Annotated in this window: 18 protein-coding genes; 12 read left to right on the top strand and 6 right to left on the bottom strand. The window is 70.6% G+C overall.

The features are described from left to right. Positions 1-49: 49 nt before the first annotated feature. The 3 genes from ACTIF1_RS20895 to ACTIF1_RS20885 all read right to left on the bottom strand — a co-directional run bounded on the left by ACTIF1_RS20895 (position 50) and on the right by ACTIF1_RS20885 (position 3,545). On the bottom strand, positions 50-856 hold the full coding sequence (locus tag ACTIF1_RS20895) for an enoyl-CoA hydratase (RefSeq protein WP_439598398.1): 807 nt from the start codon (positions 854-856) through the stop codon (positions 50-52). 205 nt (positions 857-1,061) lie between these two features. Beyond that, positions 1,062-2,759 (bottom strand): MFS transporter, encoded by a 1,698-nt coding sequence (locus ACTIF1_RS20890; RefSeq protein ID WP_439598397.1) that lies wholly within the window; start codon positions 2,757-2,759, stop codon positions 1,062-1,064. Positions 2,760-2,999: 240 nt separating this feature from the next. Beyond that, on the bottom strand, positions 3,000-3,545 hold the full coding sequence (locus ACTIF1_RS20885) for a hypothetical protein (RefSeq protein WP_439598396.1): 546 nt from the start codon (positions 3,543-3,545) through the stop codon (positions 3,000-3,002). A gap of 258 nt (positions 3,546-3,803) precedes the next feature. Between ACTIF1_RS20885 and ACTIF1_RS20880 the strand changes: the two genes are divergently transcribed. The 4 genes from ACTIF1_RS20880 to ACTIF1_RS20865 all read left to right on the top strand — a co-directional run bounded on the left by ACTIF1_RS20880 (position 3,804) and on the right by ACTIF1_RS20865 (position 6,982). Further along, positions 3,804-4,067, top strand: coding sequence for a DUF4212 domain-containing protein (locus ACTIF1_RS20880; RefSeq protein ID WP_439598395.1), 264 nt, complete (start codon positions 3,804-3,806; stop codon positions 4,065-4,067). 3 nt (positions 4,068-4,070) lie between these two features. After that, positions 4,071-6,113, top strand: a complete 2,043-nt coding sequence (locus ACTIF1_RS20875) for a sodium:solute symporter family protein (protein WP_439598394.1) — start codon at positions 4,071-4,073, stop codon at positions 6,111-6,113. 95 nt (positions 6,114-6,208) lie between these two features. Beyond that, positions 6,209-6,526 (top strand): hypothetical protein, encoded by a 318-nt coding sequence (locus tag ACTIF1_RS20870; RefSeq protein ID WP_439598393.1) that lies wholly within the window; start codon positions 6,209-6,211, stop codon positions 6,524-6,526. Positions 6,527-6,691: 165 nt separating this feature from the next. Then, a complete protein-coding gene (locus ACTIF1_RS20865; RefSeq protein WP_439598392.1) occupies positions 6,692-6,982 on the top strand; it encodes a hypothetical protein in 291 nt (96 codons plus the stop codon). Between the two features lie 3 nt (positions 6,983-6,985). Here ACTIF1_RS20865 and ACTIF1_RS20860 read toward each other — a convergent pair whose 3' ends face one another. Then, positions 6,986-7,615 (bottom strand): Tat pathway signal protein, encoded by a 630-nt coding sequence (locus ACTIF1_RS20860; protein WP_439598391.1) that lies wholly within the window; start codon positions 7,613-7,615, stop codon positions 6,986-6,988. Positions 7,616-7,839: 224 nt separating this feature from the next. On the opposite strand from ACTIF1_RS20860, the gene ACTIF1_RS20855 reads away from it, so the two are divergent. Both ACTIF1_RS20855 and ACTIF1_RS20850 read left to right on the top strand, forming a co-directional pair. Beyond that, positions 7,840-9,558, top strand: a complete 1,719-nt coding sequence (locus ACTIF1_RS20855) for a tetratricopeptide repeat protein (RefSeq protein WP_439598390.1) — start codon at positions 7,840-7,842, stop codon at positions 9,556-9,558. Next, positions 9,555-10,388 carry a 4-(cytidine 5'-diphospho)-2-C-methyl-D-erythritol kinase gene (locus ACTIF1_RS20850; protein ID WP_439598389.1) on the top strand — a complete coding sequence of 278 codons (834 nt, stop codon included), beginning with the start codon at positions 9,555-9,557 and terminating at the stop codon, positions 10,386-10,388. Before ACTIF1_RS20855 ends, ACTIF1_RS20850 begins: the two co-directional genes overlap by 4 nt. 18 nt (positions 10,389-10,406) lie before the next feature. Here the strand turns inward: ACTIF1_RS20850 and ACTIF1_RS20845 are convergent, their stop codons facing one another. Next, complete coding sequence (locus ACTIF1_RS20845; RefSeq protein WP_439598388.1) at positions 10,407-11,576, bottom strand: pyridoxal phosphate-dependent aminotransferase; 1,170 nt, start codon at positions 11,574-11,576, stop codon at positions 10,407-10,409. Between the two features lie 4 nt (positions 11,577-11,580). Continuing rightward, positions 11,581-13,089: a gamma-glutamyltransferase gene (locus ACTIF1_RS20840; protein WP_439598387.1), complete on the bottom strand. Its 1,509-nt coding sequence runs from the start codon at positions 13,087-13,089 to the stop codon at positions 11,581-11,583. On the opposite strand from ACTIF1_RS20840, the gene ACTIF1_RS20835 reads away from it, so the two are divergent. The 6 genes from ACTIF1_RS20835 to ACTIF1_RS20810 all read left to right on the top strand — a co-directional run bounded on the left by ACTIF1_RS20835 (position 13,040) and on the right by ACTIF1_RS20810 (position 19,581). Further along, positions 13,040-14,437 (top strand): M48 family metalloprotease, encoded by a 1,398-nt coding sequence (locus tag ACTIF1_RS20835; protein ID WP_439598386.1) that lies wholly within the window; start codon positions 13,040-13,042, stop codon positions 14,435-14,437. The genes ACTIF1_RS20840 and ACTIF1_RS20835 overlap by 50 nt on opposite strands. An 83-nt stretch (positions 14,438-14,520) precedes the next feature. Further along, entirely contained in the window at positions 14,521-15,258 is a 738-nt protein-coding gene (locus ACTIF1_RS20830) for a DsbA family protein (protein WP_439598385.1), read from the top strand. 91 nt (positions 15,259-15,349) lie between these two features. After that, positions 15,350-16,282, top strand: a complete 933-nt coding sequence (locus ACTIF1_RS20825; protein WP_439598384.1) for a tripartite tricarboxylate transporter substrate binding protein — start codon at positions 15,350-15,352, stop codon at positions 16,280-16,282. A 67-nt stretch (positions 16,283-16,349) separates the two neighbouring features. After that, the gene (gene argE, locus ACTIF1_RS20820) at positions 16,350-17,510 is read left to right on the top strand and encodes an acetylornithine deacetylase (RefSeq protein ID WP_439598383.1); all 1,161 of its coding nucleotides are present in this window, start codon (positions 16,350-16,352) and stop codon (positions 17,508-17,510) included. Then, positions 17,507-18,472 carry a peptidase M14 gene (locus ACTIF1_RS20815; protein ID WP_439598382.1) on the top strand — a complete coding sequence of 322 codons (966 nt, stop codon included), beginning with the start codon at positions 17,507-17,509 and terminating at the stop codon, positions 18,470-18,472. The genes argE and ACTIF1_RS20815 overlap by 4 nt, the downstream gene beginning before the upstream one ends. Beyond that, positions 18,472-19,581, top strand: a complete 1,110-nt coding sequence (locus ACTIF1_RS20810) for a hypothetical protein (RefSeq protein WP_439598381.1) — start codon at positions 18,472-18,474, stop codon at positions 19,579-19,581. Before ACTIF1_RS20815 ends, ACTIF1_RS20810 begins: the two co-directional genes overlap by 1 nt. Positions 19,582-19,627: the final 46 nt, after the last annotated feature.

Below are 19,627 nucleotides of genomic sequence, written 5' to 3'. Positions count from 1 at the left end.
ATCCCGCCCCGCGCTGGCTTGGCAATGATCTACGACAAGCCGCGGGCCGTCAGCGGTCCTGCCAGACCGGGCGGCGCTTCGCCAGGAAGGCGCCGATGCCTTCCGCCGCATCCTCGGCCAGCAGGTTCTCGGTCATCACCGCGGCGCAATGCGCATAGGCCTCGGCGAGCGGCAGGCCGCGCTGGCGGTGGAAGGCGGCTTTTCCCAATCGTACGGTATGGGCGGAGCGGGCTGCGATCTGGCTGGCCAGCGCGAGGGTTGCCGCCGTCAGTTCCGCCGCCGGCACCACGCGGTTCACCAGGCCCAGGCGTTGGGCTTCGGCCGCCGGGACCATGGCGCCGGTCAGCAGCATCTCCAGCGCCGGCTTGGCCGCGATGGCGCGGGACAGGGCGACGGCGGGGGTGGAGCAGAAGAGGCCGATATCGACGCCCGGCGTGCAGAATCGCGCGGTCTCGCTGGCCACCGCCAGGTCGCAGCTGGCGACCAGCTGGCAGCCGGCCGCGGTGGCGATGCCCTGCACCTCCGCGATCACCGGCTGTGGCAAAGCGACGATGGCCTGCATCACCGTGGCGCAGCGCTGCATCGCGGCCTCGAAGAAGCCGCGGCCGGCATCCTCGTCGTTGCGATGCGCCGTGATCTCCCGCAGGTCGTGGCCGGCGCAGAAGACCGGGCCGGCGGCGGCCAGCACCACCACGCGCACCCTGGCGTCCTGGGCGATCTCCTCCAGCCCATGCAGCAGGGCGCCGAGCATGGCGAAGGACAGGCTGTTGCGGCTGTCCGGGCGGTTCAGGGTGAGGCGGGTGACGCCGGCCTCGCTGTCCTGGCGCAGCAGCAGGGGGGTGGTGCCCTCGGGCATCCGTCAGGCGCCCGCCGGGGGGTGGTGGTCCGCGCAGGCAGGGCCGTGTTTCGGCATGGTCGGGCTCCCGGCTCCGGTGTTCTGGTGCGGCAGACTGCGCCGGGGGCGGGCTGTCGCGCAACTGCCGCAACCGGCGGGGTCCGGACAGCGCAACGCCGGCGGGTTGCCCCGCCGGCGCCGGCCAGGCCGCGACGGGGCGCAACCGCTACTGGCGGGCCGCGGCCTCCCGCACCGCGCGGGCGTCGTTCTCGGTGGCGAAGATGTCGCGGTCCTTGGTCTCCGGCACGAAGAAGGTGCCGATCACCACGGTGATGAGCGCGATGACGACCGGGTACCAGAGGCCGTAATACACGTCGCCGGTCTGCGCGATCATGGCGAAGCTGGTCGCCGGCAGCAGGCCGCCGAACCAGCCATTGCCGATATGGTAGGGCAGCGACATGGAGGTGTAGCGGATCCGCGTCGGGAACAGCTCCACCAGCGCGGCGGCGATCGGGCCGTAGACCATGGTCACGTAGATCACCAGCAGGGTCAGGATGCCGATCAGCACCGCCGGCTGTTCGCGGAAGATATCGACCGCGCTCGACATCCGGACGACGGAGGGGTTGGAGGCCGCCGGATAGCCGGCCGCCGTCAGCGCCGCGCCGAGGTCCCGCGCGAAGGTCGGGCTATCGGCCATGATCGGCGCGGCACCCTGGATGCGCACGCCGGCCACCGTCCCGGGGGCCGCTTCCTCCACCGTATAGTTCACCGAGGCGCGGGCCAGCGCCGCCTTGGCCACGTCGCAGGGCTGGGTGAAGCGCGCGGTGCCGGTCGGGTTGAACTGGAAGGAGCAGCTGGCCTTGTCCACCACCACCTGGACCGAGATCGTCTGGTGCGCGCGGGCGAGGTCGGGATTGGCCTCCGCGCTCATCAGCTTGAACAGCGGGAAGTAGGTCAGCGCCGCGATCAGGCAGCCGCCGAGGATGATGGGCTTGCGGCCGATCTTGTCCGAGAGCCAGCCGAAGAAGATGAAGCCGCCGGAGCCCAGCAGCAGCGACCAGGCGATCAGCATGTTCGTGGTGAAGGGATCCACCTTCAGCACCTGGCCCATGAAGAACAGCGCGTAGAACTGGCCCGTGTACCAGACCACCGCCTGGCCCATGACCAGGCCGAGCAGCGCGAGCAGCGCCACCTTGGCGTTCCGCCACTGGCCGAAGGCCTCGCTGATCGGTGCCTTGGAGCCCGAGCCTTCCTCCTTCATCTTCTTGAAGGCCGGGCTTTCCTCCATCTGCAGCCGGATCCAGACGGAAACGCCCAGCAGCAGGATCGAGACCAGGAAGGGAATGCGCCAGCCCCAGGCGCGGAAGGCCTCATCCCCCACGGCCGACTGCGCGGCGAGGATGACCAGCAGCGACAGGAACAGGCCGGCCGTCGCGGTGACCTGGATGAAGCTGGTGTAGAAACCGCGCTTGCCGTGCGGGGCGTGCTCGGCCACGTAGGTGGCTGCGCCGCCATATTCGCCGCCCAGCGCCAGGCCCTGCAGCATGCGCAGGATGATCAGGATGATCGGCGCGATGATGCCGATCTGGTCCGAGGTGGGCAGGATGCCGACGATGAAGGTGGAGGCGCCCATGATCACGATGGTGATCAGGAAGGTGTATTTGCGCCCGACCAGGTCACCCAGCCGGCCGAAGACCAGCGCGCCGAAGGGCCGCACCAGGAAGCCCGCGGCGAAGGCCAGCAGGGCGAAGATGTTGCGGGTGGATTCCGGGAACTGGCTGAAGAAGTTGGCGCCGATGACGGCGGCCAGGGATCCGTAGAGGTAGAAGTCGTACCATTCGAAGACGGTGCCGAGGGAGGAGGCGACGATGACCTTCCGCTCCTCGGGCGACATCGGCCTTTCGGCCGCATGGCTTGCAGACATCCGATTCCCCCAGTCGCGATGACGCCACGCGCAACCGCGTCGTGCCCCGCCGTGTTGTGGCCTGTTTTTGGCTTGTTGTGCTTTCGCGGAACCGCCGATTCGCGCGAATACAAAACGTCCGAGGCTCAGACGGTGCTGGGAAGAGCGAATTTGATTACAATGAATCCATCATGAAAAACGTCATGACATCCGACCCATGAATGAAGCGGTTGTCATGCGTTTACTTTGGAACATCGGGGATTACATTCCGAGAAGCTTTCGGGTCAGCCCCGGCGGGTCGAAGTGGCGCTCCATCTCCTGCTGGGTGGAGACGATGTGGAAGCGCAGCGCGCCGCGGATCGAGGGCGTCTCGCCCACCCGCTGGTCGGGGTGGATCGGCAGGGTGGCCAGCAGCGGCGCCTCCGCCGTCAGGGGCAGCCGGTCGGCGGTGGCGGGCGGCCGGTCCTGCCGCGCGGCCAGGCGGCGGGGCAGCATGGCGGCCTCCGCCGCGATCGCCGCGCGCTCCGCCTCCGGCGCCTCCGCCTGCGCCAGGATATCGGCCGCGATCCGCGCCAGGGCCTCGGCCAGCCGCGGTTCCGCGCCGCCGGCATGGGGGCGCAGCCAGGCCTCCGCCAGCGCGGCCACATCCTCCACCGCCGCGGTGAAGGTCTGCCAGCGGCAATGGTTCAAGGCCGCCCGGAAGTCGGGATCGGCGAAGGTCTGCCGTTCCGAGCGCCCCGTCTTGACGCGGCAATAGTCGATCACCGTCTTCTGCGCGACGAAGGCGGCCTGGCGTTCCAGGAACACCGCCAGGGCCTGCGGATCATCTGACGGCGCGGTCGCGAGACGCTGCCGAAGCCAAGCCAGCACCATTTCCTCTTGCCTCCCCGCAACGATGTTGCATGACACGGCGTATACGTGATAGCCGCTTGGACAACGAATAATTCACGTCGTGCGCCCTGCGCCGGCGATGAAGCGAGGTCGCTGCCGGGATGGCCCGGCGGCCTGGCGGGGAGAGAGCGGATGCCTTTGGTGGAGGATGTCGAGGTTCGGACAGGCGCCCGGGTGGCTGCCACCGACCGACTGAATGGCGAGGCCTATTGGAAGAAGACCTCGGGGCTGATGTGGACGGTCCTGGGCATCTGGTTCATTGCCGGTTTCGGCATCCATTTCTTCGCGACCGCCCTGAATCCCATCCACATCCTGGGCTTTCCCATGGGCTTCTACTTTGCCGCCCAGGGCAGCCTGATCGTCTTCGTCGTCGGACTCTTCTGGTTCGCCAAGCGCCAGAACGAGATCGACGAGGAATTCGGCGTGCAGGAGGACTGATCCATGTCCACCAGCACGGGGGGGAAGGACCCCTTCATTGCCAGCCTCGGCAAGATCTACGCCGGCTATACCGGCGGCTTCGCCGTCTTCGTCATCCTGCTCGCGATCCTCGAGCAGATGGGGGTGCCGGACAAGATCATCGGCTATCTCTTCGTCGTTCTCACCATCGGCGTCTATGCCTATATCGGCATCATCAGCCGCACCGCGGCGGTCGCCGAATACTATGTGGCGGGGCGGCGGGTGCCCGCCATCTACAACGGCATGGCCACGGGCTCGGACTGGATGTCCGCCGCCAGCTTCATCGGCATGGCCGGCAGCCTCTATGCGCTGGGCTATGGCGGGCTCGCCTTCATCCTGGGCTGGACCGGCGGCTATATGCTGGTGGCCATCCTGCTGGCGCCCTATCTGCGCAAGTTCGGCCAGTACACGGTGCCTGACTTCCTGGGCGCGCGCTTCGGCGGCAATATCGCCCGGTCGCTCGGCGTCGTGGTGCTGATCACGGCCTCCTTCGTCTATGTCGTGGCGCAGATCGTGGGCGTGGGCATCATCACCCAGCGCTTCCTGGAAGTCTCCTTCCTCACCGCCGTCTTCCTGGGCCTGGCCGGCATCCTGGTCTGCTCCATGCTGGGCGGCATGCGCGCGGTCACCTGGACCCAGGTGGCGCAGTACATCATCCTGATCATCGCCTATCTGTTGCCGGCCATCCTGATGTCCGTGAAGGTCACCGGCGTGCCGGTGCCGCAGATCATGTACGGCTTCGCGCTGGAGCGGATCGAGGGGCTGGAGCAGGGCTTCCGTGCCGCGGGGATGACGCCGCCGCCCGGGGTGACCGGCTGGCACACGGCGCCCTTCATCGGGGCGAACGGCGCCTTCTCCTGGTCCGCCGCCTTCAACTTCTTTGCCCTCGTCTTCTGCCTGATGGTCGGCACCGCCGCCCTGCCGCATATCCTGATGCGCTACTTCACCACGCCTTCGGTGCGTGAGGCGCGGCAGAGCGTGGCCTGGTCGCTGTTCTTCATCTTCCTGCTGTATTTCACCGCCCCGGCCTATGCGGCCTTCGGCAAGCTGGAGATCTACCAGACCGTCATCGGCCAGCCGATCGCGGCCCTGCCGGAATGGATCAAGAACTGGCAGATCGTCTCGCCCTATGGCGTGCCGTGGGTGAACATCGTCGACGTGAACCGCGACGGCATCGTGCAATGGGGCGAATTCCGCATCCATCCGGACGTGGTCGTGCTGGCGACGCCGGAGATCGCGGGCCTGCCCTATGTGATCGCGGGCCTCGTCGCCGCGGGCGGCCTGGCGGCCGCGCTCTCCACCGCGGATGGGCTGCTGCTGGCGCTCGCCAATGCGCTCTCGCATGACGTCTACTACAAGATGATCGACCGCAACGCGCCGACCGCGAAGCGGCTCATCATCTCCCGCGCCCTGCTCATCGTGGTGGCGATCCTGGCGGCCTGGACCGCGGGCAATGCGGGGGCGGACATCCTCTTCCTGGTCGCCTGGGCCTTCTCCATCGCCGCGGCGGGGCTCTTCGCCGCGCTGGTGATGGGCGTCTGGTACAAGGGCACGACGAATGCCGCCGCCTGCTGGGGCATGGCGGTGGGCTACGTCTTCACCTTCGGCTACCTGATCTGGACGGAGTTCTACGGCCTGTCCTTCGTCGAGCTCTTCGGCACGAAGGAGGCGATCCTGGCCGCGGCGCGGCAGACCGCGGCGCTGCCCGCGGCGGATGCGGAGCTGAAGGCCTATGCCGCGGCGCTGGTCGCCAATGCCGGGCAGATCACGGATGGCGCCATGTCCTGGTTCGGCCAGCTGATCCTGACGACGGACAGCGTGGTGCTGCGCGGCCGGACGGTGGCGCGGCTCTGGACGCTGAACAATATCTCGGGCGGCATCGTCGGCGTGCCGCTCTCCTTCCTCACCATCTGGCTGGTGTCCAAGTTCACCACGGCGCCCAGCCAGGCGATGCAGGACTTCATCGACGACATCCGCATCCCGAAGGGCGGCGTCCGCCTGGTGGACCGGCGCGAGGCCGTCGAGTAGCAGGCCCGCCGGCCTGCGTGCCTGAGGGGCGGCCGCGGTGACGTGGCCGCCCTTTCCATGTCTGATGCACGTCCCGTCAGGACCTTCCGCCGCCGATGCAGCCCTTCATCGCCGACCACCTCGGCTTCTGGATCCCGCTCTATATTCTGGCGCTGACCGCCTGGGCCTGCCTCGGCCGGTTCATGATGCAGGCGATCGTGCCGGAAGACAGTCCGAACTACATCTGGCGCGGCTTCCGCCTGCTGACCGGCTGGGCCGTCTGGCTCGCCCGCCGCGCCGTGCCCTCCTATGTCCATCCGCGCTTCCTGCCGCTGGTCGCGGCCTGCTGGCTCTTCGGCATCCGCCTGGTGACCGGCGTGCTGATGCTCTCGGCCGGGCTCGGCCCGCGCATCACGCCGCCCGGGGCGGGCTAGGGCGGTGGACATCTGGGCTGCGGGCGCCTTCGGTGCCTTTCCGCGCCGGCTGCGCCAGCCATGCCCGCCGATGGGACGCCATCGGCGCCGCGGCCTTGCTGCCCGTCGCGAAAAATCCCTCGCCGACCGCATCCCGGTCCCAACTTTTCGCAGACCCTGAGCGCGATGACCCCGCAAAACCTCTTCGTGGCCGTGGTCGGCCTCTGCCTGATGAATGGCCTGGTCAGCCCGGCCCTGCCGGTGATGATGGCGCTGCATCCGGTCTGGCTGCCGGAGATGCTGCCGCCGACCAATGAGATCGTCTTCTACGGCGCCAGCCTGATGGTCTCCACCGGCACGCTGCTGCTCTCGGCGCTGCCCGCCGCGCTGCTGGAGCGGCTGGGCCTTGCCCTGCCCCAGGCCATGCTGGCCTGGGCGGCCGGGGCCGGGCTGCTGCTGCTGCTCGGCCTCGGCTGAACCTCAGCGCCAGACGTAGCTGTTCAGGCTGCAGGTCTCCTGCCGCCGCCGCTCGAAGGCGCGGCCATCCGCGTAGACCACGCGCATATCCACCGCGCAGGTCACGCCGGCGGGCAGCGAGATGGCAACGCGCTGCCCGGGCGCCATCACCTGCGTGCCCAGTCGGTCCGGCCCCCAGCCACCATCCGTGGAGAGCGAGACATAGAGCTCCCGGATCGTGATGCCGGTGCCATTGACGAAGTTGAAGGAGGGATTCATCGAGGCCGGGCGGGCGGGCGAGATCTGCGCCCCCGCCCCCGCGCCGCCACGGCCGCCGCCGCCGAAGACGATCTGGCTGATATTGCAGGCATTCACCTGCATCCGCGTGGATTCGCCGCCGCCCTGGAAGGTCACGCGCACATCCAGGATGCAATCGCCGAAGGAGGGCGTCACCCAGACCCGCTCGCCCGCCGGCAGCACCGAGGCGCCCAGGATATCCGGCCCCCAGTCGGAGATGCGGGAGGCGGAAACGAAGGCCCTTTCGATGGTCCGGCCGGTGTCGTTGATCAGCCAGAACCGGTTCTGCGCCTGGGCCGTGCCGGCGGCGAGGAGGCCGGCGAGCAGGGCGAGACAGGCAAGGACGTGGCGACGCATCGGGCGGAACTCCTCGGCATGGAAGACGCGCCGGAATGTAACAGCGCGCGGCTTGCGGCCAGGTGAAAGCGCCTTCACTTTGTGTCGCGGCGTTTCACCAGCGCGCGACGACGCCGGCCCATGCTGCCCGGCCCCTGCTGCCCGGCCCCTGCTGCCCGGCCCATGCTGCATTGCATCGACGCCATCCTGGCGAAGCGCCCGAAAGCCCTGCTAGGCTCGCCACCATGATCTGGTCCGTTCCGCCCCGTCGTGCCCTTCTGCTCGCCGCCGCGCTGCTCTCGGGCTGTGCCGCCGCCGGCACGCCCAGCCCCGCCACCGCGCCGGTCGCGGCCGAGGCGGCGGAGCCGGAGGGCGTCTTCGGCAGCTACCTCTCCGGCCGCTTCGCGCAATCCGAGACCGATACGCGCGCCGCCGCGGACCGCCTGCTGGATGCGCTGCGGCGCGACCCGGACCAGCCGGAGGTGCTGAGCCGGGCCTTCGCCGCCGCCCTGCTGGACGGGCGGCCGGAGGCGCTGCGCCTGGCCCGCCGCCTGCCGCAGAACCAGGCGGCGGCGCTGCTGCTGGTGGGCTCCGAATCCCTCGCCGGGCGCTGGGAGCGGGCGGAGCAGCGGGTCCGCGCCCTGCCGCGCCAGGGCCCCTCGCAGGTGCTGCAGCCGCTGCTGCTGGCCTGGGTGCAGCAGGGGCGGGGGCAGACCGATGCGGCGCTCGCCACCCTGCGCCCGCTGGCCGAGGGTGGCCGGCTGCGCGGCATCCATGCGCTGCACATGGCGCTGATCGCCGACCTCGCCGGGCGGCCGCGGGAGGCCGAGCGCGCCATCCGCATCGCCATGGCGGAAACGCCCGACCCCTCCCTGCGCCTGCTGCAGGTGGCCGCCGCCATCCTGGCCCGGGCGGGGCGGGAGGCGGAGGCGATGGCGCTGGTCGATGGGCTGGCGCGGGGGCTCGGCGACTATGCCCTGGCCGCCGGCACGCCGGCCGGCCGCCGCGCGCTGCTGGAGACCCGGCCGGTTTCCTCGGCGGTGGAGGGGATCGCCGAATCCCACCTGGCGCTGGCCGCGGCGCTGCGCCAGCAGGGCGGGGGCGAGGCGACGCTGATCCTGGCCCGGCTGTCGCTGCGGCTGCGCCCGAACTTCGCGCCCACCCTGCTGCTGATCGCGGAAAGCTATGCCGAGGATCGCCACCCGGAGACCGCGCTGCAGGCGCTGGAGGGCGTGCCGGGCGGCGACCCCTTGGCCCCGGTCGCCGCGCTGCGCCGTGCCGCGCTCTACGACCGCATGGACCAGGTGGAGCTGGCGGAGGCCGCGCTGCAGCGCCTGGCGGCGGACCTGCCGAATGCGCCGCAGCCCTTGCTGCGCCTCGGCGACATGCTGCGCGCCAGAACCCGCTTTCCCGATGCGGTCACCGCCTATGACGGCGCCCTGGCCCGCATCGCGACGCCCGGCGGCGGCGATTGGCCGCTCTTCTATGCCCGCGGCATCTCCCATGAGCGGGCCGGCAACTGGCCGCGGGCGGAGGCGGATTTCCAGCGCGCGCTGGAGTTGGCGCCGGAGCAGCCCTATGTCCTGAACTACCTGGCCTATACCTGGGTGGAGCGGGGCGAGCGGCTGCCCGAGGCGCGGCGCATGCTGGAACGCGCGGTGGAGCTGCGCCCGAATGACGGCAATATCGTCGACAGCCTCGGCTGGGCGCTGTTCCGCATGGGCGATATCCCCGGCGCCCTTGCGGCGCTGGAACGCGCGGTGGAGCTGGAGCCGCGCAATTCCGTCATCAACGACCACCTGGGCGACGTCTACTGGGCCGCCGGCCGGCAGCAGGAGGCGCGCTTCCAGTGGCGCCGCGCCCTGGGGCTGGAGCCGGAGCCGGAGGAGCTGGCGAAGATCACCACCAAGCTGCGCGACGGCCTGCCCGAGCCGCCCGCCGCAACGGCGCAGCGCCGGGATTGAGCCGTCTCGATCCGGGCTTCGCCCCGGCCAAGGTGAACCTGTTCCTGCGCGTCACAGGCCGGCGCGCGGACGGTTTTCATCTATTGGACAGCCTGGCCGTCTTCGCTGGCGTGGGGGACCGGGTCTCGGCCGTGCCGGCGGAGGCGCTGCGCCTGACGCTGGGCGGGCCGGAGGCGGCGGCGCTGACGGCGGAGCCGGACAACCTGGTGCTGCGCGCGGCGCGCGCCCTCGGGCCGGGCCGGGGTGCGGCGCTGCATCTCGAAAAGCATCTGCCGGTGGCCTCGGGCATCGGTGGCGGCTCGGCCGATGCGGCGGCGGCGCTGCGGGTGCTGGCGGGGCTCTGGGGCGTCTCCGCCGATCTGCCGGGGCTGGCGGCGGGGCTGGGCGCGGATGTCCCGGTCTGCGTCACCGGGCGGCCGGCGCGGATGCAGGGGGTGGGGGAGGTGCTGTCCGCCGTGCCGGCCCTGCCGCCTTGCGGCCTGCTTCTGGCCAATCCCCGGCTGCCCCTGGCGACGCCCGCCGTCTTCCGGGCCCGGCAGGGCGGCTTTTCGCCGGAGGCCGTGCTGCCCGGGTCCTGGGCGGATGCGGCGGCGCTGGCCGATTGGTTGCGGCCGCTGGGAAATGACCTGCAGGCGGCGGCGATCGGCCTGTGTCCGCCGGTGGCAGAGGTGCTGGCGGCGATCGAAGCGCAGCCGGGCTGCCTGCTGGCCCGCATGAGCGGATCGGGTGCGACCTGCTTCGGGATCTTTGGCACGCCGGCGCAGGCCGGGGCCGCGGCTGCGGGGCTGCCGGGGGGGTGGTGGCGATGGGGTGGGGCAGTGTTGGGGTGAGGGACACTGGCCCCCCCTTCAGCGCCGCAGCCAGGCCTTCAGCCGCGCCGGCGCCTGCACCACCTCCGCCTCTGCCCCGCAATAGCTGAACCGCAGGAAGCGGTGCCCCCGCTCGCGGTCGAAATCCACGCCGGCGGAGGCGGCGATATCGGCCCCCTCCAGCATCCGGGCGCAGAAATCCAGGCTGTCATTGCTGAGATGGCCGATGTCGCACCACAGGTAGAAGGCGCCATCCGCCGCCGCGATGCGGTCGAAGCCGGCAGCGGGCAGTCCTTCCAGCAAGGCGGCGCGGGCGCGGCGATAGCCGTCCTTGTTGGCCTCCAGCTCCTCGGTGCAGTCGAAGGCGGCCTCGGCGGCGATCTGCGCCACATGCGGCGCGCTGATGAACAGGTTCTGGGCCAGGCATTCCACCGGCCGGCACAGATCCTCCGGCAGCAGCAGCCAGCCGATCCGCCACCCCGTCATGCAGAAATACTTGGAGAAGCTGTTCACCACGATGGCGCTGTCGGAAAAGGCGGCCGCGGTGCTTTCCGCGACGGTGCCCCAGGACAGGCCGTGATAGATCTCGTCCGAGACCAGCCGCACGCCCTTGGCGTGGCACCAGCGGGCAATGGCCGCCAGTTCCTCCGGGGCGAGCATGGTGCCGGCCGGGTTGCAGGGGCTGGCGACGATCAGCCCGGCGGGCAGCGGGTCCAGCCGTTCCAGCATCTCCAGGGTCGGCTGGAAGCGGGTCGAGGCGTCGCAGGGCAGCATCTGCGGAACCATGCCCAGGGCGGCCAGGATATTGGCATAGGGCGGGTAGAAGGGCGCGGCCATGGCGATGCGGTCGCCGGCATCGAAGGCCGCCAGGAAGGCCAGCGGAAAGGCGCCCGAGGCGCCCACCGTCACCGCGATCCGCGCCGGAGACACCGCCACGCCGTAGTGGTCCTGGTAGTGCCGCGCGATGCGGGCGCGCAGCGAGGCCAGGCCGAAGGCCTCCGTATAGCCCATCGGGCGGCGCGCCTGCAGGGCACGGATGGCCGCTTCCTCCGCCCCGCGCGGCGCGCCATTGCCGGGCTGGCCCACCTCCATCCGCAGCACGCCGGGGGCGCCGGCGGGCAGGCTGGCGGCGCGCGCATTGGCGGCCGCGATCACGTCCATCACCAGGAAGGGCGGCGCTTCCGCCCCCCGGCCGGTCTTCAGGGGCATGGCGTCAGCGGTCCACGGCCCCCACGGCCAGGCCCGCGCCGCGCGGATCGGTCAGCGCCACGCAGCTGGCCTCGCCGCCCGGCAGGTAGCGCGGGCAGGACATCAGCTGGGTGCGGCCCGGCTCCGCTGCCGAACCCACCGCGCCGGCGGCCGGGCTTCCGCCCAGCAGGCGGGCCAGCGGCAGCGCCACCGCCATCGGCGCGGCCTGCTGGCCGCTGCCGGCCGCCGCCGCCCGGAAGCCGCGCAGGTTCGGCGCATGCACCAGCCCGGCCGAGAGCAGCGCCGGCCGCACCTGGCCCAGCCCCGGCGCCGCGGCCAGGATGATGCCGGTGCCGGGCGCCATGCGGCCGGTGCCGAACAGGTTGTTCATGCTGAAGGCGCAGGTCACCGCCATGCCGTCCCGGTCCACCACGGTCAGCCCGGTGGAGGCCGGCAGCAGGCCGGGGCTGGCCGCCGGCAGGTCGGTGGCCGCCAGCAGGGTCATCGGCGCCCCGCCACGGCTGCGCCAGGCCGCGGCCACGGCATCCCCGCGCGCCGCTGCCGCATCCGGCGCGGCGCCGGCCTGCAGCGCCGCGAAGGCGGCCGCGGCGGCCAGGCCGCCATCGGCCGGCGGCGGCAGGAAGGAGACCAGCTCATTGCCGGCGCGCAGCTGCAGCGGTGGCAGCACCTCCGGCACCGCCTCCCGCAGTTCGGCCACCGTCAGCATGCCGCCGGCGGCGCGGGAGGTTTCCTCCAGCCGCCGCGCCAGGGCGCCCTGGTGCAGGTCACCGACACCTGCGGTGCGCAGGCTGGCCAGGGTGCCGCCCAGATCCACCTGCGTCATCCGCGCGCCGCTGGCCAGCGGCTGGCCGCCCGGACCGGCGAAGGCCGCCGCGGCGCCGGGATCGGCGAAGAGCGGGCCGGAGACGGCGGCGAGATCGGCGGCGAAGGCGCGGCTGACCTCGGTGCCGAAGCGCGCGGCCTGCTCGGCCGGGACGATCAATTCCTCGAAAGGCCGGCGCCCGGCGCGGGCATGCAGGGCGAACAGGCCGCGCGCCATCAGCGGCACGGCAGCGGGGCGGTCGGCGCCGGCGGGCACCGCGGCGCGCCGGCCGGCCGGGAAGACGATGGCCTCCACCTCGTTCCGGCTGGGCACATAGAGCAGGCAGGCGCCGCCGCCGCCGAGGCCGGCGCGGGAGGGCAGGGTGACCGAGAGCGCGAAGCCCGCCGCCACCGCCGCATCGGCGGCGGACCCGCCGGCCGAGAGGACATTGCGCGCGATCAGCGCCGCGCGGGGCTCCTCCGCCGCCACGCCGCCCAGGAAGCCGCGCACAAAACCTTCCTCGCCGGCCTGGGGCGTGGCGCCTCCGGTCATGGCGTCCATGCCGCCACAGGCCGCCAGCAGGGGCAGCAGGGCCAGGGCCGCGGCCCGCCGCCGCGCAGAAGGGTGGGAGGAGGGCGCCGATCGCGCTAGGCTGGCGGGCATGTCGCGCCCCCTGGCCACTTCGATCGCCGGCACCAAGCTGGTCGTCATCCTGGTCGTCCTCGCCCTTCTCGCCGCGCTGGTCGCCGCCGGACCGGCCACGGCGCAATCGGCCGCGCCGCGCATCGTCACCATCCGGGATGCAGAGACCGAAAACCTGGTCCGTCGCCTGGCGCACCCGCTGTTCCGCACGGCGGGGGTGGATCCCGGACTGGTTCGGATCACGCTGATCCAGAACCGGGCCATAAACGCCTTCGTCAGCACCGGCAACCGGCTGTTCATCCACACCGGCCTGATCCAGCAGGCGGGATCGGTGCGGGAGCTGATCGGCGTGCTGGCGCATGAGACCGGCCATATCGCCGGCGGCCACCTGGCGCGGATGCCGGATGAGATGCGCGCGGCCATGCTGCGGGCGGTGGGGGCCATGCTGCTGGGCGGGGCCGCCGCCGCGGCCTCCGGCCAATCCGGCGCGCTGGCGGCGGGCATGCTGGGCGGGCAGGCCAGCGCCATGGGCGAATTCTACGCCTTCACCCGCACCCAGGAACAATCGGCCGACCAGGCGGCGGTCACCTATCTGGACCGTCTCGGCTGGTCCTCCCGCGGCATGGAATCGCTGCTGGAGAAGCTTCTGGAGCAGGAGCTGCTGGCCGTCGGCCGGCAGGACCCCTATTTCCGCACCCATCCCCTGTCCCGCGACCGGCTGGAATTCGCCCGCGAGCATATTTCGCGGTCCCGCTTCGCGGATGCGCCGACGCCGCCCGGATTCGAGGAGAGCTTCGCCATGGTGCGGGCGAAGCTGGACGGCTTCATCGATGCCCCCGCCATGACCTGGCGCCGCTACCCGCCCAGCGACCTCTCGGCCCCCGCGCGCTATGCCCGCACCATCGCGCAATTCCGCTCCGGCCGCATCGCGGAGGCGGTGGCGCTGGTCGATGCGCTGATCGCGGAGGCGCCGAATTCCCCCTGGCTGCACGAATTGAAGGGCCAGATCCTGTTCGAGGGCCATCGCCCGGCGGAGGCCCTGGCCCCCTATGCGCTGGCCAGCCGGCTGGCCCCGGACGAGCCGATGATCCGCCTCAGCCACGCCCGGGTGCTGATCGAGCTGGGCCAGCCGGCGCAGCTGCGCCAGGCGCTGGCGGAGCTGGATGCCACCCTGCGGACCGAGCGGGACAGCCCCTTCGTCTGGCGGCAGGTGGCGGTGGCGCAGGGGCGGCTGGGCAATATGCCGCAGGCCGACCTCGCCTTGGCGGAGGAGGCGCTGCTATTGGGCGATCCGCGCAGCGCGCGGACGCTCGCCACCCGGGCCGAGGCCGCGCTGCCGGCCGGCCCGCAGCGGCTGCGGGCGCAGGATCTGCGCAATGCCGCCGAGCCCGAGAACCAGCCGCGTGGCGGCAGATGACCCAAGGCCGCTCCGCGGCGGATAACCCAAGGCCGCTCCGCGGCAGATAACCCAACGCCGCTCCGCGGCAGGTGAGGATTCCCATGCGCCGATTCATCCGCGCCGCCACCCTGCTGCTGGCGCTGGCCCTGCCGATCACCGGCTGGACCCAGGGCTTCACCCCCGCCCAGCGGGCCGAGATCGTCGAAATCCTGCGCCAGGCGCTGCGCGAGGACCCCGGCATCCTGCGCGAGGCCCTCACGGGGCTGGAGGCGGCCGAGCAGGAGGCCCGCGCCAGCGCCCAGCGCGCCGCCCTGGTGGCGCAGGAGGCCGCGCTGTTCCGCACCGCCGCCGACCCGGTGAAGGGCAACCCCCAGGGCGACGTGACCCTGGTGGAATTCTTCGATGCCCGCTGCGGCTATTGCAAGCAGCTGCACCCGACCATGGAGGCGCTGATCCGCCGCGACCCGAACCTGCGCGTGGTGATGAAGGACCTGCCCATCCTTGGGCCCAATAGTGTCCTCGCCTCCCGCGCCCTGCTCGCCGCGCAGCGGCAGGGCGGCTATGGCCGGCTCTATGACGCGCTGATGGGGCTGCGCGTGGAGCCGACGGAGGCCGTGCTGCGCCAGCAGGCGGAACGCGCCGGCCTCGACTGGGCGCGGCTGCGGCGGGAGATGGACCACCCGGAGGTGACCGCGCGGATCGAAGCCAATCTCGGCCTGGCCCAGGCGCTGGGCATCGAGGGCACGCCCGCCTTGGTGATCGGCCGCACCCTGGTGCCCGGCGCGGTGGACCTGCCGACGCTGGAGCGGCTGGTGGCAGAGGCCCGCGCGGCGCGCTGAAACGCGGCGAAACCCCGCCACCCGCCGCCGGCCTTGACCCACCCGGCACCCCGGGCAAGCGTCCCCCGATAAGATTGCGGGGGATGCACCAATGAAGACACCGATCGCCCTGGCCCTGGGCCTGATGCTGGCCGCCACCGGAGCCTGGGCACAGGATACTCGCCCGATCCAGATGATCGTGCCCTATCCCCCCGGCGGGAACACGGACCTGATGGCCCGGGCGCTGCAGGCGGAGCTGACCCAGGCGCTGGGCCAGACCGTGGTGGTGGTGAATCGCGGCGGCGCGGCGGGGACCATCGGCGATGCGGCCATCGCCCGCGCCACGCCGGATGGCAGCACCATCGGCATGTCCCCCAACAACCCGCTGACCGCCCAGCCGCATCTGCAGAACCTGTCCTATTCGATGGACAGCTTCCGCTTCCTCTGCCTGGTCTATGACAATCCGCAGGTGCTGGTCGCCGGGCGCGGCGCGCCATTCCGGGATCTGGCCGGCATGATCGCGCATGCCCGCACGGGGCGGGAGGCGCTGGTCTATGGCTCCCCCGGCCAGGGCAGCACGCAGCATATCCTGATGGCGGCGCTGCTGAAGGCGGCGGGCGTCGATGGGCTGCACGTGCCATTCACCGGCGCCGGGCCGATGGCCACCGCCGCGCTCGGCGGGCAGATCCAGGTCTTCGTCGAAAGCCCCTCCATCCCCACCAATACCGGCCTGCCCATGCTGGCGGTCTTCGGGCGGGAGCGGATGGAGGCGCTGCCGCAGGTGCCGACCGTTGCGGAACTCGGCCACCCGATCGAGGGCAGCTCCGCCGGCGGGCTGGTGGGACCCGCGGGGATGCCGGATGCCGCCGCCGCCGCCATCGAGCGCGCCTGCGCCACCGCGGTCGCCAGCCCCGGCTTCCGCCAGGCGGCGGAGCGGCTGAACGCCGTGCCGCGCTACCTGCCGGGCGCCGCCTTCCGGGACCGTTTCGCTGCCGAAAGCGAGATGAACCGCACCGTGTTGAAGGAGCTCGGCCTGGCACAATAGGCGGCTCGCCCGGCGCGAGTTGCCCCCGTTCGGCCAGCGTATAGACTGCGACAGGGGAGACTTGCGGATGGCGGCGGAAAACGACGCGGTCGCGTTGCTTGCAAGGCTGGTGGGCTTCGACACCACCAGCGCGCGTAGCAACCTGGACCTGGTGCAGTTCGTGCAGGAAGAACTCGCCCGCCATGGCGTGGAAAGCCGGCGCGTGCCCAATGCGGAGGGCGACAAGGCGGCGCTGCATGCGGTGCTGGGCCCGGCCGTGCCCGGCGGGATAGCGCTGTCCGCCCATGCCGATTGCGTGCCGGTGGAAGGGCAGGCCTGGGCCGCCGACCCCTTCGCTCTCCGCCGCGAACATGGCCGGCTGACCGGCCGCGGCAGCGTGGACATGAAGGGGTTCTGGGCCTGCGTCATGGCGGCGGTGCCGGGGCTTCTGGCGAAAAAGCTGGCGCGGCCGATCCACCTCTGCCTGTCCTTCGACGAGGAAACCACCTTTGCCGGCGCCCCCCTGCTGGTGGACAGCCTGGCCCTGCACGCGCCGCCTCCGGCGCTGTGCATTGTCGGCGAACCCAGCCGCATGGCGCCGGTGATCGCCCATAAGGGCTATGCCTCCTGGGAGGTCGAGGTGACGGGGCGGACGGGCCATTCCTCGCAGACCCATCGCACCTCCAATGCGCTGGAGGCGGCGGCGGAGGCGGTGGTTTTTCTCAAGCAGGCCGCGCGCCGCTTCGCCGCCGAGGGGCGCCGCGCGGCGGGCTTCGAACCGCCCTGGACCACCGTCCATACCGGGACGTTTCACGCCGGCAGCATCCTGAACATCGTCCCCGATCTTGCCGAATTCGTCTTCGAGGTGCGGTCGGTCCCCGGTGATTCGGCGGAGGCGGTGCGGGATTCGCTGCAGGCCTTTGCCGAGGCCACGCTGCTGCCGGATTTGCGCGCGCGCGCGCCGGATGCGCAGTTCCGCATCCGCCCGCGCTGCTACGCCCCGCCGCTGGACCTGCCCGCCACCCACCCGCTGCTGGCGCTGGCCCAGGATTGCGGCGCGGTGGGCGCGCCAGCCCAGGTGCCCTTCGCGACGGAAGGCGGCGTCTTCCAGCGCGCCGGCATCGCCACCCTGGTCTGCGGCCCCGGCGACGTGGCCCAGGCGCATCAGCCGGAGGAATGGATCGCGGAGGATCAGATGGCGGCCTGCCTGGCCTTCCTCGACCGGCTCGGCGACAGGATGGCGGCGTGAAGGCGAGGTCGCTCGCCGATCTCGGCCTGCCGCCGCTGGAGGTGCGGCTGCCGGTGCCGGAGCTCGGGCCATGGCGGGCGGGCAATACCGGGATTCCCGGCGTCTGGCGCTTCGCGGCCGCCGAGACCGGGCCGCACCTGGTGGTCTCCGCCGTGGTGCATGGCAACGAGATTGCCGGCGCGCTGCTGCTGGCGCGCTGGCTGCGCGAGGGGGTGCGGCCGCGGCGCGGCACGCTGACCCTGGTTTTTGCCAATCTGCCGGCGCTCGACCGCTTCGACCCCGCCGACCCCACGGCGAGCCGCTTCGTCGAGGAGGATATGAACCGCATCTGGGCCCCGGCGCTGCTGGGCGGCGCGCGGCGGTCCGTGGAGCTGGACCGGGCAAGGGCGCTGCTGCCGGTGATGGCGCAGGCGGATGTGCTGCTGGACCTGCACTCGATGCTCTGGCCGAGCGACCCGCTCTACCTCTCCGGCCCCGGCGCCGCGGCCCGCGCGCTCGGCTGCGCCATGGGCACGCCGCCGCTGGTGGTGGCGGATGACGGCCACGCGGCGGGCATGCGCCTGATCGATCATGCGCGGTTTAAGGACGGCGCCAGCGCCCTGCTGCTGGAAGCCGGCCCGCATTGGCAGCCCGAAACGCTGGCCCTGATGGAAGACGCCGCGGCGCGGCTGCTGCGCAGGCTGGGGATGGCGGAGGAGGGGGCCGCCTTGCCGGGCGAGGTGCCGCTGCCGGAGGGGCGGCTGGCGCGGGTGACGCGGACGGTGACGGCGGGGACGAGCGGGTTTGCGTTTTTGCGGGATTTTCGTGGGGGGGAGGTGATCGCGCGGCGGAACACGCTGATCGCGCTGGACGGCGAGGTGGAGGTGCGGACGCCGCATGATGACTGTTTGCTGGTGATGCCGAGCCCGCGGGTGATGCGGGGGCATACGGCGGTGCGGTTGGCGCGGTTTGAGGGGGCGTGATGTCTAATTCTGAAAATTTCGAGGACAAATCCGGGCCGCAACTGACCTTTCCCTTGAAGTGGAGATTCGCAAAGGCAGAAACCTCTTTTGAATTTCAGACCCTTGAAGAATTAACATTTTTTCTTGTGGAGGAGAATAAATTTTGGCATTCGCTTGCCGAGGGCGGCGGCGATCACCTGGTAAAATACGGGGCCAGACAAAATCAGGAGGCATTAAGGCCTGTCTTTCGAAATGTCGCAGTATTGGATGATGTGAATGCGCAGGCGGACTTTGTAAGTCGGTTCTTTCCTGTTTCGCGCGGCCCTGGGGGAATTCTCAAAAGAATCAAGGAAAAAGATCACGAGCTTGCGGGTCTGGCTTTTACGCTATTTTATGTTCAGCAGGGATTGAATTTCAACGTAAGTCATCCGAAATATGCTGCCGCGCAGGCCATCAGATGCTTGTTAGAATTTGTTGGGGATCCTCTTCAGGCGTGGGAGGCTCTTGAGAGCGAGCGACAGGATTTAGCTCAGGTGCGACTTGAAGGCAGAAGCGCGCTGGACAATTTCGGGGAGTTCGTGACTCGCGCGCAGGATGATTGGAGCAAGCGCCTGGATGGTTATGAAGCCAGAGCTGCATTGCAAGCGCCAAGGATCTACTGGGATAAGCGGCATCAGGATCATGCTGAAAAGGCCGCTAAATCAAAGCGGCTATGGCAAAAGGGAACTGTATTTGTTCCTGTCGGATTCGTTGTGCTGCTTCTTTTATTATTTTCCGAATATGCGGATCCCTTCCTGAGATTGCCTCAGTCAGAATATGTTGGGATCGTAGCTGCGTTTATTCGCCTTGCGCTGCTTGGGACGGTTGGTGCATTTGCTGTCTGGTGGCTGCGTCAGCAACTCCGCGACGCGCGACTACATGAGCATCTTTCCGAAGATGCGGCAGAGCGAGTGACAATGATCGAAACTTACTCCGCTCTCAAGGGGGGAGGTCTCGACTCTGGCGACCTAACAAGTATTATGACCGCCTTGTATAGGCCAGCAGCAACTGCTCTTGTCGATGACCAAGGTCCAGCACTCCCCTTGGAAATTTTGTTAAGGGGCGTGGGCGACTTGGCCAAAACCAAATAGCGCTCGCTGGTTTTAAAGCAGCACCATTAGCGCCTAATTTTTCCAG

Source organism: Falsiroseomonas sp. (genome assembly GCF_051860665.1).
GTDB lineage: Bacteria > Pseudomonadota > Alphaproteobacteria > Acetobacterales > Acetobacteraceae > Falsiroseomonas.
This window is presented reverse-complemented; position numbering and strand designations above follow the sequence as displayed.

Bases quoted from the DNA above. Each gene is read 5' to 3' on its own strand.
- ACTIF1_RS20895 (WP_439598398.1), bottom strand. From the start codon at position 856: ATGCCCGAGGGCACCACCCCCCTGCTGCTGCGCCAGGACAGCGAGGCC.
- ACTIF1_RS20890 (WP_439598397.1), bottom strand. From the start codon at position 2,759: ATGTCTGCAAGCCATGCGGCCGAAAGGCCGATGTCGCCCGAGGAGCGG.
- ACTIF1_RS20875 (WP_439598394.1), top strand. From the start codon at position 4,071: ATGTCCACCAGCACGGGGGGGAAGGACCCCTTCATTGCCAGCCTCGGC.
- ACTIF1_RS20870 (WP_439598393.1), top strand. From the start codon at position 6,209: ATGCAGCCCTTCATCGCCGACCACCTCGGCTTCTGGATCCCGCTCTAT.
- ACTIF1_RS20865 (WP_439598392.1), top strand. From the start codon at position 6,692: ATGACCCCGCAAAACCTCTTCGTGGCCGTGGTCGGCCTCTGCCTGATG.
- ACTIF1_RS20860 (WP_439598391.1), bottom strand. From the start codon at position 7,615: ATGCGTCGCCACGTCCTTGCCTGTCTCGCCCTGCTCGCCGGCCTCCTC.
- ACTIF1_RS20855 (WP_439598390.1), top strand. From the start codon at position 7,840: ATGATCTGGTCCGTTCCGCCCCGTCGTGCCCTTCTGCTCGCCGCCGCG.
- ACTIF1_RS20845 (WP_439598388.1), bottom strand. From the start codon at position 11,576: ATGCCCCTGAAGACCGGCCGGGGGGCGGAAGCGCCGCCCTTCCTGGTG.
- ACTIF1_RS20835 (WP_439598386.1), top strand. From the start codon at position 13,040: ATGTCGCGCCCCCTGGCCACTTCGATCGCCGGCACCAAGCTGGTCGTC.
- ACTIF1_RS20840 (WP_439598387.1), bottom strand. From the start codon at position 13,089: ATGACGACCAGCTTGGTGCCGGCGATCGAAGTGGCCAGGGGGCGCGAC.
- ACTIF1_RS20830 (WP_439598385.1), top strand. From the start codon at position 14,521: ATGCGCCGATTCATCCGCGCCGCCACCCTGCTGCTGGCGCTGGCCCTG.
- ACTIF1_RS20825 (WP_439598384.1), top strand. From the start codon at position 15,350: ATGAAGACACCGATCGCCCTGGCCCTGGGCCTGATGCTGGCCGCCACC.
- argE (WP_439598383.1), top strand. From the start codon at position 16,350: ATGGCGGCGGAAAACGACGCGGTCGCGTTGCTTGCAAGGCTGGTGGGC.
- ACTIF1_RS20810 (WP_439598381.1), top strand. From the start codon at position 18,472: ATGTCTAATTCTGAAAATTTCGAGGACAAATCCGGGCCGCAACTGACC.